Origin of the sequence: Mumia spirodelae (assembly GCF_050632745.1) — a bacterium.
GTDB lineage: Bacteria > Actinomycetota > Actinomycetes > Propionibacteriales > Nocardioidaceae > Mumia.
Window position 1 is genome coordinate 616,898 of sequence record NZ_JBODSD010000002.1, and the last position, 15,197, is coordinate 632,094.

Sequence of the window (15,197 nt, forward strand, 5' to 3'; positions counted from 1 at the left end):
CGGTCAGTCGAGCGCCAGGCCCTCGAACACCGGCGGCCGGCCCTCGAGATAGCTGGCCACGCCCTCCACGACGTCCGGCCGTCGGAACGACGCGAGCATCTGGCGCTCCGCCTCGCTCGTCGCCGTGGCGAAGTCGGTGTCGAGCGCCTGGAGGACCTGCGACTTGATCACGGCCATCGACATCGGCGAGCAGGCCTCCGCGAGGTCCTGGGCGTACGCCACCGCGGCCTCGAGAAGGTCCTCCGGTCCGACGACCCGGTCGACGAGACCCATCCCGAGGGCCTCCTCGCCGCGCACGACGCGGGCCGACAGGAGCAGGTCGAGCGCCCTGCTCTGCCCGACCAGGCGCGGCAGCAGCCAGGCGATGCCGTACTCGGCGATCAGCCCACGGCGGGCGAACGACGTCGTGAGCTTGGCCTCCGCCGTGGCGAACCGGACGTCGCAGTAGAGCGCCTCGACGAGCCCGAGGCCCGCGGCCGCCCCGTTGAGCGCCGCGACCAGCGGCTTGCGGAAGAGCAGCGGGCGGTGCCGCGGCCGCTGCGACGCGATGCCCTCGGTCTCCACGTCCCCGCCGACCTGGGCGAGCACCTCCATGTCGGCCCCCGCGCAGAAGCCGCGGCCGGCCCCCGTGACGACGACCGCGCGGACCTCGGGGTCAGCCTCCGCCTCGTCGAGCAGCGCGAAGTAGGCCGCCTCGATCTCCTCGTTCCACGCGTTGAGGCGCTCGGGCCGGTTGAGCGTCAGCACGAGCACTCCCCCACGACGCTCGGCGAGGACGAGCGTGCCCGCCGGCTCCTCGACGGCGGCCTCGCTCATGCGGTCTGACCCGCGTACTTGCGCAGCTCCTGGCGCGCGAGCGTGCGCTTGTGGACCTCGTCCGGCCCGTCGGCGAGACGCAGCGTGCGGAGGTGGGCCCAGAACGACGCCAGCGGGAAGTCGTCGGTCACGCCGCCGCCGCCGTGGACCTGGATCGCACGGTCGACGATCTGCAGCGCCACGTTGGGGGCGTCGACCTTGATGGCCGCGATCTCCATCCGCGCGGCCTTGTTGCCGACGGTGTCCATCATCCAGGCGGCCTTGAGCGTGAGCAGGCGCGACTTCTCGATCTCGATGCGCGCCTCGGCGATCCAGTCCTGGATGTTGGACCGCTCGGCGATCGGCTGACCGAAGGTCTCACGCGACAGCGCGCGCTTGCAGAGCAGCTCGAGGGCGCGCTCGGCCATGCCGATCGCCCGCATGCAGTGGTGGATGCGGCCCGGCCCGAGACGCGCCTGGCTGATCGCGAAGCCCTCGCCCTCGCCGGCCAGCACGTCGCTCGCCGGCACCCTGACGTCCTCGAAGACGACCTCGGCGTGCCCCTCGCGGTCCTGGTAGCCGAAGACCGGGAGGTTGCGGAGCACCGTGATGCCCGGGGAGTCGAGCGGGACGACCATCATCGACTGCTGGCGGTGCGGCGCGGCGGTGGGATCGGTCTTGCCCATGACGATGAGCACCTTGCAGTTGCGGTGCATCGCGTTGGAGGTGAACCACTTGCGCCCGTTGAGGACGTACTCGTCCCCGTCGCGCTCCATGCGCATCTCGATGTTGGTGGCGTCGGAGCTGGCCACGGCCGGCTCGGTCATCGCGAAGGCGGACCGGATGGTTCCGTCGAGGAGCGGCTCGAGGTAGGTCTTCTTGTGCTCGTCGGTGCCGAACAGCGTCAGCACCTCCATGTTGCCGGTGTCGGGCGCCGCGCAGTTGGTCGCCTCCGGGGCGAGGTGCGGGCTCCGGCCCATGATCTCGGCGAGCGGCGCGTACTCGAAGTTGGTCAGTCCCGGTCCCCACTCGGGGTGCGGGTGGAAGAGGTTCCAGAGGCCACGGCGCTTGGCCTCGGCCTTGAGGTCCTCCAGGATCTGCGGGTGGTGGTGCGGGTCGCCGGCCTCGCGCATCTGGGCGGCGTAGACCGGCTCCGCCGGGTAGACGTGGCTGTCCATGAAGTCCAGGAGCTCCTCCTGGTACTTCTTGCCGCGGTCGGTGGTCTCCAACATGGTCACTCCTCGGTTCAGGGACGGTCAGCGGGCAGGCTCGCTCGGCACTCAGGTCGCGAGCAAGCTCGCTTGGTAGCGGCGCATGCCGCGGATCCAGCGGTCGTAGTCGGCGCCCTTCTGGCGGTACATGTCGAGCACCTGCGGATGGGGCAGCACGAGGAAGTCGCCCGCCGCGACGGCGCGGAGGACGTCGTCGGCGACCTGCTCCGGGGTGAGGACGTCGCCTGCCGAGGTCACGGCACGCGTGGCCGCCTCCCCGAGCGGGTCGCCGGAGCGCTCGCCCTCGCGCAGCAGCGCCGTCTCGACGCCCATCGGGCACAGGCAGCTGACGCCGATGCCGCGATCGCCGTACGTGACCGACAGCCACTCGGCGAAGCCGACCGCGGCGTGCTTGGTCACCGCGTACGCCGCGGAGCCCACCTGCGTGAGCAGGCCGGCGGCCGACGCGGTGCTGACGAAGTAGCCCTTCCCGCGCTCGAGCCAGCCGGGGACGAGCACCTCGGCGGCCCGGACGTGGGCGCGGAGGTTGACCTCGATCGCGAGGTCCCACTGCACCTCGCCGCCGAGGCCCGGGGCTCCGCCGACGCCGGCATTGGCGGCGTACAGGTCGACAGGACCGAACGCATCCTCCGTGCGGGTGACGAGCTCGCGGATCTGCGCGGGGTCGGCGGCGTCCGCGCCGTACGCGACCGCACGACCAGGGTGCGACTCCTCGATCGCGGCGACGACCGCCTCGGCCGCCGCGGCGTCGAGATCGGTCACCATCACGCGTGCTCCGGCCGACACCAGGCGCGCCGCCAGCGCGCCTCCGATCCCGCCTCCACCGCCGGTGACGACGGCCACCGCACCCTCGAGCTCCATCACGGTTCCTTCCTCGTGGTCGATGGCACCTGTATACTTGAAGTCGATTTCAACTTCAAGGTCTGGCCCGGCCCGTGCGACGCCACCGCGCCAGAATGGCCACGCGAGCACACGAGAGGACGACGATGGCGCGAACGAGCCCGGCCGACGGCACGCCCGCGGACGGCACCACGACCCGCGAGCCCCCGCGCACGGCCCGCGGCGCCCGCACCCGCGCACGTCTCGTCACCGCAGCTCGGCGGGTCTTCGAGCGCGACGGCTACCTCGACGCGCGGCTGGCCGACATCACGACCGAGGCCGGGACCGCCGCGGGGTCCTTCTACACCTACTTCACGAGCAAGGAGGAGATCTTCGCCGCCGTCCTCGAGGAGGTGAAGGAGGAGATGCTCCACCCCCACGTCCGCGACGTCTCACGCACCGACGACCCCGTGGCCGTGATCGCCGCCGGCAACCGCGCCTACCTCGAGTCGTACGCCCGCAACGCGCAGCTGATGCGTCTCCTCGAGCAGGTCGCGGCGATCGACGACCGGTTCGCCGACATGCGCTGGCAGCGCGGGCGCGCCTTCACCGAGCGCAACGCCCGCAGCATCCGCGCCCTCCAGGAACGCGGGCTCGCGGACCCGGAGGTCGATGCCGACCTCGCGGCGACCGCCCTGTCGATGATGGTGTCGCGCACCGCCTACAACACCTACGTCCTCGGCGACGCGCGCGACCTCGACACGCTCACGGCGACGCTCACGCGGCTGTGGGTCAACGCCCTGGGGATCCCCGAGCGGGTCAGCGCAGCCCGATCGCGCGCATGACGAGCGCGAGCATCTCCTCGACGGCGTCGTCGCGCGACAGCGTCCCGTCCTTGACCAGCGCCGCGAACGACTCGGTCTGACCGCCCGACATCAGCGCGACCGACTCCGGCCGCGCCGCGAGGTCGAGAGCGACGACCCCCGCGTCCTCGACGCGGGACAGGTAGCGAGCCATGCGGTCGACCGCCCGCGCCTGGATCCCTGACCAGAGCGCGTGGAGCTCCGGGTCCGCGAGCGACTGGTGGTCGAGCAGGGTGATCAGCGCGAGGTGCTCCAGGACGACGTCGAGATAGGCGCCGATGGTGGTGCGGAAGACCTGCTCCACGTCCTCCTCCGGGATGTCGGCGATCGCCTGCGCCGCGACGAACGCGTCCCTGACCTCCTCGGCGAGGACGGCGAACACCTCCTGCTTGGAGGCGAAGTAGACGTAGAACGTCGCGCGGCTGACCCCCGCCTCGCGGGTGATGTCGTTGACCGTCGTGGCGCCGTACCCCAGGCGCTCGAAGACCGCGCGCGCCGCGACCAGCAGCTCCTTGCGACGCGTGGAGTCAGCCCGGTCCACGTCGACCCGCGTCGACCATGCCTTGCCCTCCACGCCGGGAAGTATAGGGTTGGATCCGTTGACACGAACGTCAACGCGCCGATCGTCACAGCCGGAGGCCCTGCGTGAAGACCCTCATCGCCAACCGAGGCGAGATCGCCGTCCGCGTCCACCGCGCCCTCGCCTCGCTGGGGTGGCCGAGCGTTGCCGCTCACGTCCCCCAGGACGCCGGCACGCTGGTCGTCACCCTCGCCGACGAGGCGTACGAGCTCCCCGGGGACGGCGTGTCGGGCTACCTCGACGCCGTCGCGGTCGTCGAGGCCGCCCTCGCGACCGGGTGCCGGGCGATCCACCCCGGCTACGGCTTCCTCAGCGAGAGCGCCGTGCTGGCGCAGCGGTGCGCGCAGGCGGGCCTGGTGTTCGTCGGCCCGGGCGCCGACGCGCTCGAGCTCTTCGGCGACAAGGCCCGCGCACGCGACCACGCGGTCGGCCTCGGCGTCCCGGTCCTCGACGCCACGGACGCCGGTGCGTCGCTCGACGAGATCACGAGGTTCTTCGGCACGCACCCCGCCGGCATCATGATCAAGGCGACGTCGGGGGGCGGCGGGCGAGGCATGCGCGTCGTGACCGAGGCGACGCAGATCGCGTCGGCGTACGAGCGGTGCCGCTCGGAGGCGCTGCGCGGGTTCGGCGACGACACGGTCTACGCCGAGGCCCTCCTGCCGCGCGCGCGTCACCTCGAGGTGCAGGTCCTCGGCGACGGCACCGGGGCCGTGATCCACCTGGGCGAGCGCGACTGCAGCCTCCAGCGGCGCCACCAGAAGATCGTGGAGTACGCCCCCAGCCCCGCGCTCGACGAGAGCACCCGCAAGAGCCTGCACGAGCACGCGGTGAGGATCGCGGAGGCGGTGGGCTATCGCGGGCTCGCCACCGTCGAGTTCCTGGTCGACGCCGACGAGCCCGGCCGCTTCGTCTTCCTCGAGGTCAACCCGCGCGTCCAGGTGGAGCACACCGTGACCGAGCAGGTCACCGGCGTCGACCTCGTGGCGGCCCAGCTGCGCGTCGCCGCGGGCGCCACGCTCGCCGAGCTCGGTCTGGACCGCGACGTCGCCCCGGCCCCGGGGACGTACGCCATCGAGGTCCGCGTCAACGCCGAGCAGCAGACCCCCGACGGCACCGTCGTCGCGGCGACCGGCACCCTCACGAGGTTCACCGCGCCGGCAGCGCCCGGCGTACGGGTCGACACCCACGCGCAGCCTGGGCTGGTCCTCGACGGGACCTTCGACCCGCTCCTCGCCAAGGTCGTCACGACGACGACGGGCACGTTCGCCGAGGCCTGCGCCGCGGCCGAGGCCGCGCTCGCCGAGACCGCGGTCGAGGGTGTCGCGACCAACCTGCCCACGCTGCGCCGGCTCCTCGCGCACCCGGAGGTCGTCGAGGGTCGGGCCACGACGGGATTCCTCGCGCGGCACCCGGAGGTCGCGCACGGTGACGACGTCGCGGTCGGCGAGCGCGAGGAGCACGGCGAGGTCGTCGCCCGCTTCGCCGGCACCGTCGCGGGCGTCGCCGTCTCGCCGGGGGACGAGGTCGCCGCGGGGACCACGCTCCTGGTCGTCGAGGCGATGAAGATGGAGCACCCGGTCACGGCACCGACCAGCGGCGTGGTGCGCGACGTCTCGGTCGCCCCCGGGGACCAGGTGGTCGACGGCACCCCGCTGGTCCGCATCGAGCCGGCCGAGGTGTCGGTCGCCGCCCCCGCCGGTGACGCCGACCTGGACCTCGACCACGTCCGCGCCGACCTCGCCGAGGTGCTCGAGCGGCACCGCCTGACCCGCGACGAGGCGCGCCCGAGCGCGGTCGAGAAGCGGCACTCGCGGGGTCACTGCACCGCGCGCGAGAACATCGACGCCCTGTGCGACGACGGCTCCTTCGTCGAGTACGGCGCGCTGCCGGTCGCTGCCCAGCGCACCCGTCGCAGCCTCGACGACCTCGTGTCGAGCACGCCTGCCGACGGGATCGTCACCGGGCTCGCCACGATCAACGCCGCCGACCACGGCGAGGACGCCGGCCGCGTCGCGGTGCTCGCCTACGACTACACGGTCCTCGCCGGGACGCAGGGCTACTTCAGCCACAAGAAGACCGACCGGATGCTGTCCGTGGCCGCGCAGCTCGGCGTACCCGTCGTGCTCTTCGCCGAGGGCGGCGGCGGTCGCCCCGGGGACACCGACACGACCCACGTCCACACGGCGGGACTCGACGTGGAGACGTTCGGCGCCATGGGCGCGCTCAGCGGCTCGGTGCCGACGGTGGGCGTGCTCAACGGCCGGTGCTTCGCCGGCAACGCCGCGCTCCTCGGCTGCTGCGACGTCATCATCGCGACCAAGGACTCCACCCTCGGCATGGCCGGGCCGGCGATGATCGAGGGCGGCGGCCTCGGCACGTACGCCCCCGAGGAGGTCGGCCCCATGTCGGTGCAGGGGCCGAACGGCGTGGTCGACGTCCTCGTGGACGACGACACCGAGGCGGTGGCCGTGGCGAAGAAGTACCTGTCGTACTTCCAGGGCCCGGTCACCGGCTGGTCCGCACCGGACCAGCGCGCGCTGCGCCACGTGATCGGCGAGAACCGGCTGCGGGTGTACGACGTGCGGCGCGTGGTCGAGACGCTGGCCGACCACGACTCCGTCCTCGAGCTGCGTCCGCCGTTCGGTGCGGGCCTGGTCACGGCGCTCGTCCGCATCGAGGGCCGACCGTACGGGCTGGTGGCCAACGACCCGACGCACCTCGGCGGCGCGATCGACGCCGACGGCGCGGACAAGATGGCGCGGTTCCTCCAGCTCTGCGACGCGCACGGGCTGCCGATCGTCTCGCTGTGCGACACCCCCGGCTTCATGGTGGGCCCCGACGCCGAGCGCACCGCGACGGTGCGCCACTTCAGCCGCCTGTTCGTCATCGGCGCGCACCTGCGGGTCCCGATCACGACGATCGTCCTGCGCAAGGCGTACGGCCTCGGTGCACAGGCGATGGCCGGCGGCGGGTTCCACCGCCCCGCAGCGACCGTCGCGTGGCCCACCGGCGAGATCGGGGGCATGGGGCTCGAGGGTGCGGTCCGCCTCGGCTTCTCACGCGAGCTGGCCGCGATCGAGGACCCGTCCGCCCGCCAGCAGCGCTACGAGGAGCTCGTGGCGCAGCAGTACGAGGCCGGCAAGGCGATCAACGCGGCGATGACGGGAGAGCTCGACGACGTCATCGACCCCGCCGAGACGCGTCGATGGGTGGTGGCGACGCTGGCCGGCCACCGCCCCGACGACCGGCCGGCACGCGGCTACGTCGACACGTGGTGACAACGAAGGAGAACGGATGACCCTGGAGACCTACCTCGCCGACCTGCGGGCGCGACAGGACCGCGTACGACCGGCCGACACTCCGCGGGAGGTGCGCTACCCGCTGGGCGAGGCCGTGCTGCCGGCGCACGTCGAACACTGGTCGCGCGTCGCTCCGGAGCGTCCCGCGATCGTCTTCGAGGGCACCACGTGGACGTACGCCGACCTCGACGACGCGCACCGCCGCGTCGCGGGCTGGCTGCACGCTCAGGGGGTCGGCCCCGGCGACCGCGTCGCCCTGTTCCTCGGCAACGCGCCCGAGTTCCTGGTGACGTTCCTCGCCACCTTGCGGCTGGGGGCCGTCCACGTCCCGGTGAACCCGATGTTCCAGCCGGCCGAGCTGGCGTACGAGGTGAACGACAGCACGCCGTCCCTGATCGTCACGACCACCGGGCTCGCGGCCGTGGTCGAGCAGACGCGCGACCGCATCGGCGACGTGCCGCTGCTCGTCGTCGACGGGCCGCAGTGGACCGAGGCGCTCGCGGCAGCCCCGTACGAGCCCTGCGCCGACGACCTGGACGCGCTCGCCGCGCTGAACTACACCGGCGGGACGACCGGTCTCCCGAAGGGGTGCCAGCACACCCAGCGGCACATGCTCTACACCGCGGCGAGCGCAGCGGGGGCGGCGGCCTACGAGGAGGGCGAGGGGTTCGTCAGCCTCTGCTACTTCCCGATCTTCTGGATCGCCGGCGAGGACCTGGGGATCCTCCTGCCGATCGTGCTCGGCGGGACCGTCGTGCTGATGCCGCGCTGGGACGCGACCAAGGTGCTCCACGCCGTCGAGCGCCACCGCGTGAGCATCATGGTCGGCACCGTCGAGAACTACCTCGAGCTGCTCGACCACCCCGATGCCGGAAGCACCGACCTCGGCACTCTGGTCGACCCGCAGGCGGTCTCGTTCGTCCGCAAGCTCACGCCTGACGTCCGCGAGCGCTGGTCGAAGCTCGCTCCGGGCTCCGTCCTGCGCGAGTCGGCCTACGGCATGACGGAGACCCACACCATCGACTGCGTCCCGTACGGCTTCGCCGAGGGCGACCACGACCTCCGCTCCGAGCCCGTCTTCTGCGGGATCCCGGTGCCGGGCACGGACATCGCCGTCGTGTCGACCGAGACCGGCGAGCCGCTCCCGGTCGGCGAGGTGGGCGAGATCATCGTGCGCAGCCCCTCGGTGACGACCGGCTACTGGAACAACCCGGAGGCCACGGAGGCGCAGCTGCGGGACGGGTGGATCCGGACCGGCGACAACGGACGGTTCGACGCCGACGGATGCCTGCACTACCTCGGGCGCGCGAAGGAGATGATCAAGGTGAAGGGGATGAGCGTGTTCCCGGCCGAGATCGAGATGCTGCTGAGCCAGCACCCCGCCGTGGAGTCCGTCGCCGTCGTCCCGACCGACGACCCCGAGACCGGGCAGCGTCCGGTCGCCTTCGTCACCGTGAAGGAGCCGGTGACCGCGCCGGAGCTCGCCGCGTGGGCGAGGACCAACATGGCGGGCTACAAGGTCCCCGTCGTCTCGGTCGTCGAGGACTTCCCGATGACGGCCACGGGCAAGATCCGCAAGAACGAGCTCGCCGACGCGGCGGCGGAGGCGCTCGGACGGATCTGAGGAGCCCACGGGCCCGGCGAGCGCCGTCGCCGGGCCTGTGGACGACCGCGACGCGGGAGGAGGGAAGTCCGGCAGTCTTCGGTCATGACCGACACCCAGGCCTCACTCGACGAGCCCATCCACAGCCAGGCCGACCTGCACGCCCGCTGGGCGGCGCTGATGGGAGAGCTCGGCTTCTCCCGTCGCGCCCTGTGGTGCGCCCTGGTCGACCCCGACCGCCGCATGGTCCCGCACGTGACGCAGATCGACGACGTCCCCGTCCGCGCCGACCTCGAGCAGGTGGCCGGCTTCCTCGGCACGTGGCGGCACATCCTCGACGGCTCCGAGCCCGGGACTACCGTGGCGTTGCTGCTCAGCCGGCCCGGGCGTGCCGGCATGGACGAGTCCGACCGGACGTGGGCCCGCACGCTCGCGACGACGGCGCGCTACCTGCGCGTCCCGCTCGAGACGATCCACCTCGCGACCGACGCGGAGCTCGTCGCGTTCGCCCCGGACGACCTCGCGAGCTAGCACCGCGGCCGCCACGCCTCACCGCTCGCGCGCGACCCGCCCCTCGTCCCAGACGGGCTCGTCGCTCTCGTACACGGCGCCGTCGGCGCCGAAGACGAGGAACCGGTCGAAGCGACGCGCGAACCAGCGGTCGTGCGTGACCGCGAGGACGGTCCCGTCGAACGCCTCGAGCCCGTCCTCGAGCGCCTCGGCCGACTCCACGTCAAGGTTGTCGGTGGGCTCGTCGAGGAGCAGCAGGGTCGCGCCGGAGAGCTCGAGCAGCAGGATCTGGAACCGCGCCTGCTGGCCGCCCGACAACGAGTCGAACGGCTGCTCGGCCGAGCGGGCGAGCCCGTAGCGGTCCAGCTTGCGGGCGGCCTCCTCGCGTCCCATCCCCCGCCGGCCGATGCCCCGCGCGTCCACGTCTCCGCGGTGCAGGATCTCCAGGAGGGTCCGACCCACGAGCTCGGGATGGGTGTGGGTCTGCACGAACCAGCCCGGGCGGACCCGCGCCCCCAGCTTCGCGAGGCCCTCGTGGGCCACCGGCGCGACCACCTGGTCCCCCACCGGCGCGTGCTCGATGTCGGGTCGCGTCCCGCCGGCGGCGAGCAGCCGCAGGAAGTGCGACTTGCCCGAGCCGTTGGACCCGAGGACCGCGACCCGCTCGCCGTACCAGACCTCGAGGTCGAACGGGCGCATCAGGCCGGTGAGCTCCAGGCGCTCGCAGACGACGGCGCGCTTGCCCGTACGCCCACCCGTGAGCCGCATCGCGACGTTCTGCTCGTGCGGCACCGCCTCCGGGGGGCCGGCCTCCTCGAACTTGCGCAGGCGCGTCTGCGCGGCGCGGTAGCGCGCCGCCATGTCGGAGTTGTACGCGGCCTTGTTCTTGTACATGAGCATCAGCTCGCGGAGCTTGTGGTGCTCCTCGTCCCAGCGTCGCCGCTGCTCCTCGAGCTTGGCGAAGCGCGCGGCGCGGGCGTCGTGGTAGGTGGAGAACCCCCCGGGGTGGGTCCAGGCGGTGCTCCCCGCCGCGCCGAGCTCGAGCGTGACCACCCGGGTCGCGGTGTTCGCGAGCAGGGCGCGGTCGTGGCTGACGTACAGCACCGTCTTCTGCGTGGCGTTGAGCTGGTCCTCGAGCCACTGCTTGCCGGGGACGTCGAGGTAGTTGTCCGGCTCGTCGAGCAGGAGCACCTCGTCGGGCCCCCGCAGGAGTCCTTCGAGCACGAGCCGCTTCTGCTCCCCGCCCGACATGGTCGACAGGTCCCGCCACTTCGCGCGCTCGTACGAGATGCCGAGTGCCGCCGTGCAGCACGCGTCCCAGACCACCTCGAGGTCGTACCCGCCGGCATCGGCGTACTCGGCGAGCGCGGAGGCGTAGCGCAGCTGGGTCGGCTCGTCGTCGCGCTCCATCAGCAGGAGCTCGACCTCGTCCAGACGTGCAGCCGCGGTCCGGATGCGAGGGGGAGCGATCGACAGCATCAGCTCGCGCACCGTCTCCAGGTGCGAGCCGTCGGGGTGCCGGGTCACCATCTGCCGCATCACGCCGAGCCCGCCGCTGCGGCTGACCGAGCCGCCGTGCGGCGTGATCTCGCCCGTGACGATCCTCAGCAGCGTCGTCTTGCCGGCACCGTTCGCCCCGACCAGCGCGACCACCGCGCCGTCGCCGACGCGGAACCCGACGTCGTCGAGCAGGACCCTCCCGTCAGGAAGGTCGTAACGGATCCCGGACAGCTCGACGTGGCCCACGCCCTCCAGTGTCCGCCCGGCGTCAACGGGGTTTCGACCGCGCCCGGAGCCGAACCCTCCGTCGAGTACGATCCGGCCAGCGGTTCCCCGAGGTGCGGGCGGCCCGTCCCGACCCCCACGGAGCATGGCTTGACCGTCTTTCTGATCCTCGGCCTCGTCGGCCTCGCGCTGCTCGTCGTCTCTCTCGTCGTCGGCGAGGTGCTCGACGGCGTCTTCGACGCGCTGCCGGGCGACGTCTTCTCGACCGCCGTCATCGGCGGGTTCGTGTCCGCCTTCGGGTTCGGCGCCGCGGCGAGCGACGCAGCGGGACTCCCCTTGCTCGGCACCCTTGCGATCGGGGTCGCGTGCGGCGTCGTCGTCGGCTGGTTCGCGGCCTGGCTCACCGGCCTGGTGCGGGGCGGCGGCAGCGACGGCACACCGGCCACCGACGACAGCATCGGCCGCAGCGGGCGGGTGGTCACCGCGATCCCGGACGACGGCCTCGGCACGGTGCGCATCGCCGTCGGCGGCCACGTGCTCCAGCTCAACGCACGGGCCGACGCGGCGATCGACGCCGGCACCGAGGTGCACGTCACCGACGTCCTCTCCCCGACGGCCGTACGGGTCGCCCGGGTGTGGGACGAGCTCCCCTGATCCCCTGCTCAACCCGCTCCGAAAGGCATCCCCCGTGCTGATCCCCATCGTCGGCATCGTCGTCCTCGTCGTGCTGCTCGTCCTCCTGGTGACGAGCCGCTACAAGGTCGCCGGCCCCAACCAGGCGTTCATCGTCACCGGCCGCAAGGGCAAGGCCGTCCTCAACCCCGAGACCGGCGCCCTCACCACCGACCTCTCGGGCCAGAAGGTCATCCTGGGCGGCGGCACCTTCGTCATCCCCTTCGTCCAGAAGCTCGCGACGATGGACCTCTCCAGCCGTCGCATCTCGGTCCAGATCCGCGGCGCCGTGTCCGGCCAGGGCATCAAGCTCAACGTCGAGGGCGTGGCGATCGTCAAGGTCGGGGGCAACGCCGACCAGATCCGGCTGGCCGCCCAGCGCTTCCTCTCCCAGCAGGCCGACATCGAGCCCTTCACCCAGGAGGTCCTCGCCGGTGCGCTGCGCTCGATCGTCGGCGGGCTGACCGTCGAGCAGATCATCCGTGACCGGGCCGCCTTCGCCCAGCGCGTCGCCGACGAGTCCGAGAACTCGCTGACGGGTCAGGGCCTGATCCTCGACACGTTCCAGATCCAGGACGTCACCGACGACGGCAGCTACCTGTCCGACCTCGGCCGCCCGGAGGCCGCCCGCATCCGTCAGGCGGCGGCGATCGCCGAGGCCGCCGCGCGGCAGGCCGCCGAGCAGGCGAGCCTGAAGGCCGAGGAGGAGATCGCGGTCGCGCAGCGGACCCTGGCGCTCAAGCAGGCCGAGATCAAGTCCGAGACCGACGCGGCCGCGGCCAACGCCGCATCCGCGGGACCCCTCGCCCAGGCCGACCGCGACCAGGCGATCCTCGCCGAGCAGGAGAAGGTCGCCGTGCGTCAGGCGGCGCTCACCGAGCGCCAGCTCGAGACCCAGGTGCGCAAGCCCGCCGACGCCGAGCGCTACAAGGTGGAGCAGGAGGCCGAGGCGCGCCGTACGTCGGAGATCGCGGCCGCCGAGGGTCGCAAGGCCTCGACCATCGCCGCCGCCGAGGCGAAGGCCGAGGAGGCCCGCCTGACCGGTGAGGCCGAGAAGGCGCGTCGTGCCGCCCTCGCCGAGGCCGAGGCCATCGAGGGCGCGAAGCGTGGTGAGGCCGAGAAGGCACGCCGTGTCGCGGAGGCCGAGGCGACCCGCGCCGAGGGCGAGGCCGAGGCGGCGGCGACGCTGGCGGTCGGTCAGGCCGAGGCCGAGGCGATGGACAAGCGGGCAGCGGCGTTCGCGAGCTACAACGACGCGGCCGTGCTGCAGATGCTCATCGAGGTGCTCCCGCAGCTCGCGAAGGAGGTCGCGGCCCCGATCGGCGCCATCGACCAGCTGACCGTGATCTCCACCGAGGGCGCCGGCGCGCTCCCCAAGCAGGTCAACGACAACGTCGTGCAGACCCTGCAGATGCTCAAGACCTCCACCGGTCTCGACCTCGAGGCGCTGCTGCACCGCTCGGTGGAGAAGGCCGCCAACGGCATGGGCGTGACGACGGGCCACAACGGCAGCGCAGGCTGAGCGTCGCGACCGGGCACGCGGTCAAGGGATCGCGGCGAGCGGCCAGAGCTGGCCGGTGCCGCTGTCGATGATCGCTGCCCGGTCGACGGTCAACGGCATCGGCAGGACGTCCGCGACGGCCTCGACGACCGCGAGGAGCTTCGCGCCCGGGGCGCGGGTGGCCACGGAGACGTGCGGCACCCACGCCCCCGGCGCGTAGTTCCGGTGCAGGTCGGCCCCGGTCGCGACGAGCGCCGCGGTGACCGACTCCTGACGTCGGGACACGTCGGCGGTCACCGCCGGTGCCAGCGCCGCCCGTCCGCGCGGGAAGACCACGGTGCCGTGGCACCGCAGCGTGACCGGCCCGCCGTCGGGCAGCGCGTCGACCGCCTCCCGCACGGCCTCCAGGTCCCAGGCGCGCAGGACCGCGTACGACAGGTGCGGATGGTGCCGTCCGTGCGTGTGCGAGGCGAGGGTGTGGATGCCGGCGTCCTCGAGCCGCCGCCACAGCGCCCGCAGCCGCCGCTCGGTGGCCGGGTCGAAGAGCAGGCAGACCGCGAGGGCCATCTCAGCCCCGTCGCCGGGGCACGCCGACGCGTGTCAGTGCGCCGTGCTCGCCGAGCGGCGGCGCAGCCACTGCCAGACCAGGGTCACGATGACGGCGCCGACGATGGACCCGATGATGCCGCTCGCGCGAAGCTCCAGGCCGTCGCCGGACAGAAGGCTGATGAGCAGCCCGCCGACGAACGATCCGACCAGTCCCGAGACGAACGCCATCGGCCAGTCGATGCCGGACGCGCCGCGGCCCAGGATGAACTGCGCGATGGCGCCGACCAGCATGCCGAAGAGGATGATCGCAATGATGAGCACGACCGCAGCCTAGGGCCGTACGCGGCCCGCCGCAGCCGAACGCGCCGTGGAGACGACGAAGGCCGGCACCCACCCCTCTCCGGGGCGGTGCCGGCCTGCGTCGCAGAACCGTGAAGGTCAGGCCTTCTCGGCGTCGTCCTTCGCCTCGTCGGCGGGAGCCTCGTCGGCGGCGGTCGCCTCCGCGGTCGGCTCGTCGGCCGGAGCCTCGGTCTCGGCCTCGTCGGCGGCGGCGATCTGGTCCTTGACCTCGTCGGCGCTCTCGGCCACCGGGGCGGCCTCAGACTTCTTGGCCTTCTTCGGCGACTTCGTCGTGACGGAGAAGTCCTTCTCCTCGACGAGCTCGATCACGGCCATGGGGGCGTTGTCGCCCTTGCGCGGCCCGATCTTGGTGATGCGCGTGTAGCCACCGGGGCGCGTCGTGTACTTCGGCGCGATCTCGGTGAACAGGACGTGCAGGATCTCCTTGTCACGGATCACCTTGACGACCTGGCGCCGGTTGGCGACGGTGTCGACCTTGGCGCGCGTGATCAGCGACTCGGCGTACGGACGAAGGCGCTTGGCCTTCGCCTCGGTGGTGGTGATGCGGCCGTGCTCGAACAGGCTCTGTGCGAGGTTGGCGAGGATGAGGCGCTGGTGCGCCGGGCTCCCGCCGAGCCGCGGACCCTTGGTGGGCGTGGGCATTGCTGTGTCTCCTGGGATGTCGTTGCGGAGATCAGTGCTGAGCG

General features: G+C 72.5%; 14 protein-coding genes. 6 read left to right on the plus strand and 8 right to left on the minus strand.

From position 1 onward, the window contains the following. Positions 1-3: 3 nt before the first annotated feature. The 3 genes from ACQSSQ_RS12470 to ACQSSQ_RS12480 are packed head-to-tail and all read right to left on the minus strand — an operon-like array spanning position 4 to position 2,888. Positions 4-816: an enoyl-CoA hydratase-related protein gene (locus ACQSSQ_RS12470; protein WP_431327401.1), complete on the minus strand. Its 813-nt coding sequence runs from the start codon at positions 814-816 to the stop codon at positions 4-6. Then, a complete protein-coding gene (locus ACQSSQ_RS12475; RefSeq protein ID WP_431327402.1) occupies positions 813-2,027 on the minus strand; it encodes an acyl-CoA dehydrogenase family protein in 1,215 nt (404 codons plus the stop codon). The genes ACQSSQ_RS12470 and ACQSSQ_RS12475 overlap by 4 nt, the downstream gene beginning before the upstream one ends. Positions 2,028-2,075: 48 nt before the next feature. Further along, a complete protein-coding gene (locus tag ACQSSQ_RS12480) occupies positions 2,076-2,888 on the minus strand; it encodes an SDR family oxidoreductase (RefSeq protein WP_431327998.1) in 813 nt (270 codons plus the stop codon). A 125-nt stretch (positions 2,889-3,013) separates the two neighbouring features. Between ACQSSQ_RS12480 and ACQSSQ_RS12485 the strand changes: the two genes are divergently transcribed. Beyond that, positions 3,014-3,691, plus strand: a complete 678-nt coding sequence (locus tag ACQSSQ_RS12485) for a TetR/AcrR family transcriptional regulator (RefSeq protein ID WP_431327403.1) — start codon at positions 3,014-3,016, stop codon at positions 3,689-3,691. Here the strand turns inward: ACQSSQ_RS12485 and ACQSSQ_RS12490 are convergent. Continuing rightward, positions 3,666-4,283 (minus strand): TetR/AcrR family transcriptional regulator, encoded by a 618-nt coding sequence (locus tag ACQSSQ_RS12490; protein WP_431327404.1) that lies wholly within the window; start codon positions 4,281-4,283, stop codon positions 3,666-3,668. The two genes, ACQSSQ_RS12485 and ACQSSQ_RS12490, sit on opposite strands and share 26 nt — an antisense overlap. A gap of 71 nt (positions 4,284-4,354) precedes the next feature. On the opposite strand from ACQSSQ_RS12490, the gene ACQSSQ_RS12495 reads away from it, so the two are divergent. The 3 genes from ACQSSQ_RS12495 to ACQSSQ_RS12505 all read left to right on the plus strand — a co-directional run bounded on the left by ACQSSQ_RS12495 (position 4,355) and on the right by ACQSSQ_RS12505 (position 9,725). Then, on the plus strand, positions 4,355-7,570 hold the full coding sequence (locus ACQSSQ_RS12495) for a carboxyl transferase domain-containing protein (RefSeq protein ID WP_431327405.1): 3,216 nt from the start codon (positions 4,355-4,357) through the stop codon (positions 7,568-7,570). A 16-nt stretch (positions 7,571-7,586) separates the two neighbouring features. Next, on the plus strand, positions 7,587-9,215 hold the full coding sequence (locus tag ACQSSQ_RS12500) for an AMP-binding protein (protein ID WP_431327406.1): 1,629 nt from the start codon (positions 7,587-7,589) through the stop codon (positions 9,213-9,215). An 84-nt stretch (positions 9,216-9,299) separates the two neighbouring features. After that, a complete protein-coding gene (locus ACQSSQ_RS12505; protein WP_431327407.1) occupies positions 9,300-9,725 on the plus strand; it encodes a hypothetical protein in 426 nt (141 codons plus the stop codon). A gap of 18 nt (positions 9,726-9,743) precedes the next feature. On the opposite strand, the gene ACQSSQ_RS12510 is transcribed toward ACQSSQ_RS12505, so the two are convergent. Further along, positions 9,744-11,450, minus strand: a complete 1,707-nt coding sequence (locus tag ACQSSQ_RS12510) for an ABC-F family ATP-binding cassette domain-containing protein (RefSeq protein ID WP_431327408.1) — start codon at positions 11,448-11,450, stop codon at positions 9,744-9,746. Positions 11,451-11,579: 129 nt separating this feature from the next. Between ACQSSQ_RS12510 and ACQSSQ_RS12515 the strand changes: the two genes are divergently transcribed. Both ACQSSQ_RS12515 and ACQSSQ_RS12520 read left to right on the plus strand, forming a co-directional pair. Beyond that, positions 11,580-12,083, plus strand: a complete 504-nt coding sequence (locus tag ACQSSQ_RS12515) for an NfeD family protein (RefSeq protein WP_431327409.1) — start codon at positions 11,580-11,582, stop codon at positions 12,081-12,083. Positions 12,084-12,117: 34 nt separating this feature from the next. After that, on the plus strand, positions 12,118-13,623 hold the full coding sequence (locus ACQSSQ_RS12520; RefSeq protein ID WP_431327410.1) for a flotillin family protein: 1,506 nt from the start codon (positions 12,118-12,120) through the stop codon (positions 13,621-13,623). Between the two features lie 21 nt (positions 13,624-13,644). On the opposite strand, the gene ACQSSQ_RS12525 is transcribed toward ACQSSQ_RS12520, so the two are convergent. The 3 genes from ACQSSQ_RS12525 to rplQ all read right to left on the minus strand — a co-directional run bounded on the left by ACQSSQ_RS12525 (position 13,645) and on the right by rplQ (position 15,153). Next, positions 13,645-14,169 (minus strand): 2'-5' RNA ligase family protein, encoded by a 525-nt coding sequence (locus ACQSSQ_RS12525; RefSeq protein WP_431327411.1) that lies wholly within the window; start codon positions 14,167-14,169, stop codon positions 13,645-13,647. 33 nt (positions 14,170-14,202) lie between these two features. After that, the gene (locus tag ACQSSQ_RS12530) at positions 14,203-14,472 is read right to left on the minus strand and encodes a GlsB/YeaQ/YmgE family stress response membrane protein (protein ID WP_431327412.1); all 270 of its coding nucleotides are present in this window, start codon (positions 14,470-14,472) and stop codon (positions 14,203-14,205) included. Between the two features lie 117 nt (positions 14,473-14,589). Next, the gene (rplQ, locus tag ACQSSQ_RS12535) at positions 14,590-15,153 is read right to left on the minus strand and encodes a 50S ribosomal protein L17 (protein WP_431327413.1); all 564 of its coding nucleotides are present in this window, start codon (positions 15,151-15,153) and stop codon (positions 14,590-14,592) included. Positions 15,154-15,197 lie beyond the last annotated feature (44 nt).

Coding starts and splice junctions, on each gene's coding strand:
- ACQSSQ_RS12470 (WP_431327401.1), bottom strand. CDS start 816: ATGAGCGAGGCCGCCGTCGAGGAGCCGGCGGGCACGCTCGTCCTCGCC.
- ACQSSQ_RS12475 (WP_431327402.1), bottom strand. CDS start 2,027: ATGTTGGAGACCACCGACCGCGGCAAGAAGTACCAGGAGGAGCTCCTG.
- ACQSSQ_RS12480 (WP_431327998.1), bottom strand. CDS start 2,888: ATGGAGCTCGAGGGTGCGGTGGCCGTCGTCACCGGCGGTGGAGGCGGG.
- ACQSSQ_RS12485 (WP_431327403.1), top strand. CDS start 3,014: ATGGCGCGAACGAGCCCGGCCGACGGCACGCCCGCGGACGGCACCACG.
- ACQSSQ_RS12500 (WP_431327406.1), top strand. CDS start 7,587: ATGACCCTGGAGACCTACCTCGCCGACCTGCGGGCGCGACAGGACCGC.
- ACQSSQ_RS12505 (WP_431327407.1), top strand. CDS start 9,300: ATGACCGACACCCAGGCCTCACTCGACGAGCCCATCCACAGCCAGGCC.
- ACQSSQ_RS12525 (WP_431327411.1), bottom strand. CDS start 14,169: ATGGCCCTCGCGGTCTGCCTGCTCTTCGACCCGGCCACCGAGCGGCGG.
- rplQ (WP_431327413.1), bottom strand. CDS start 15,153: ATGCCCACGCCCACCAAGGGTCCGCGGCTCGGCGGGAGCCCGGCGCAC.